Below are 1,586 nucleotides of genomic sequence, written 5' to 3' on the forward strand. Positions count from 1 at the left end.
GCTTAGCTGGACTGCTTTGATTTTGAATTTTACAGGATAAAACCATGTCTTTCTTGGTTGGGTATATCTAGGCATTTTAGCCTCCTCAAAGTGATGAGGAGGTGTCTACTAAACTGGGGGAAGAGCATTGCCTGCTTGAACGACTTGTTAGCCGTATTTTGTGCAATTGCTTTCCCATTGCTTAAGCAAAGTTAAAAGAAACATTTTAACTTTATCTTTGTTGGCTACTTCTGCTGTTTTTAAAGAGTATTGATAATATACACCTTTGTGAACAACTGCTTGATAGCAATACCCTAAATCATATTTGTCTTCGCAGGGCAAATTAGTATCAGGGTTACCAACATTAGAAATATTATGAGCAATACCACTTACGGTATGCTCAAGATCTACATTGTATTTATTAATATGGCTGAACTGATAACCACTAACACCTGCCATTATAACTTTTGCAGGTAATCTTATAATTTCACTTTTACCTGTATTATCTAAGCCATCAACATTTTTTTCCAAAAATTGCTGAAAAGGACTTGCTCCAGGAACAAACTCATTTGGAACACATATTTTTGTGTTATCAAAAGTTAGAGCTATAAACTCAGGTTTGGTTACTGACGCTATAGCAATAACGGAAATAAATAAAAGTGCAATTAAACTCAGAAGTAGTTTCATAATCTTATACGGCTAACGCCTTGCTAAGCGGCGCAAAATAGTTGGCTATAATTTACGAGGAACGAGCGAAAGCCAACTGTTTTTCGTCCGTTTAAGCAACTTGTTAGCATACGACTTCACATGTCACGACTTATCGTTTCCAAAGACGTTACCCTAGACAGCAATATCTTAATATCGGCGCTTGGGTAATGATCGAGCTCTGTCTGAATAAAGTTAACCAAATCTGGAATGTCAGAATCAGATTTAACAAATAAGTATTTTATGTCAGATGGCGAAACCCTTAGGCTATAAAACTCTTTAGCATTACTGTTTTCAGATTCGAGAGCATTTACATTCCCATATACACTTTCAGTAAGAAAAGGTTTTATTTTTAGAGCCTTGTAATCCCCCGTAACAGAATATCTCCATTCATTTTCTTGATAAAACTCCTTTGGAATAAATTGACCATCAATAAACATATTTCCTTCAGTAGGCTTAATGTGTGTCATGATTGTGTTTATATCAACATCAGCGCCATTATAGTACTGCTTACCTTTAAGGTTCTCTTCTAAAAGTTTTTTTAAAGCTTGATGCTGCTTTGTATTTTCATTTATATAAATCACAGGCGACAACCCATTAGATTTTGCCCATTCTTTTGTTACTCCAATTCCAAATGAACCATAAAAATCAACATGTTCATCTACTCTTGATAAAGGAATATCGCAAAAACAAACCATCGAGTATGCTGTTTGATTGTCCCTACCTGTATACCACCTAACATCTTCTAGGCAATACCTTGGCCAAAAACCACTTTTTAAGATGTCCTTTAGAAAACTTAAATTTTTAGTGAAGTGAAATAGGGTATGTGACTTTGGCTGCAAATTTATTCTCCACTTTTATTAGTATGCTAACAGCTTATTCAACGGCGCATCATTCAATGT

At 35.2% G+C, this 1,586-nt stretch carries 2 protein-coding genes; both read right to left on the reverse strand.

The genetic code is table 11. The features are described 5' to 3' along the window. Positions 1–147: 147 nt before the first annotated feature. A complete protein-coding gene (locus tag K5Q58_RS20525) occupies positions 148–666 on the reverse strand; it encodes a hypothetical protein (protein ID WP_220755712.1) in 519 nt (172 codons plus the stop codon). A 116-nt stretch (positions 667–782) separates the two neighbouring features. Next, positions 783–1,526: an abortive infection system antitoxin AbiGi family protein gene (locus K5Q58_RS20530; protein ID WP_220755713.1), complete on the reverse strand. Its 744-nt coding sequence runs from the start codon at positions 1,524–1,526 to the stop codon at positions 783–785. Positions 1,527–1,586: the final 60 nt, after the last annotated feature.

The organism is Shewanella sp. KT0246 (assembly GCF_019654955.1).
GTDB lineage: Bacteria > Pseudomonadota > Gammaproteobacteria > Enterobacterales > Shewanellaceae > Shewanella > Shewanella goraebulensis.

What these genes read in the sequence shown, in the direction of transcription:
- K5Q58_RS20525 (WP_220755712.1), bottom strand. Translation starts at nt 666, where the DNA reads ATGAAACTACTTCTGAGTTTAATTGCACTTTTATTTATTTCCGTTATT.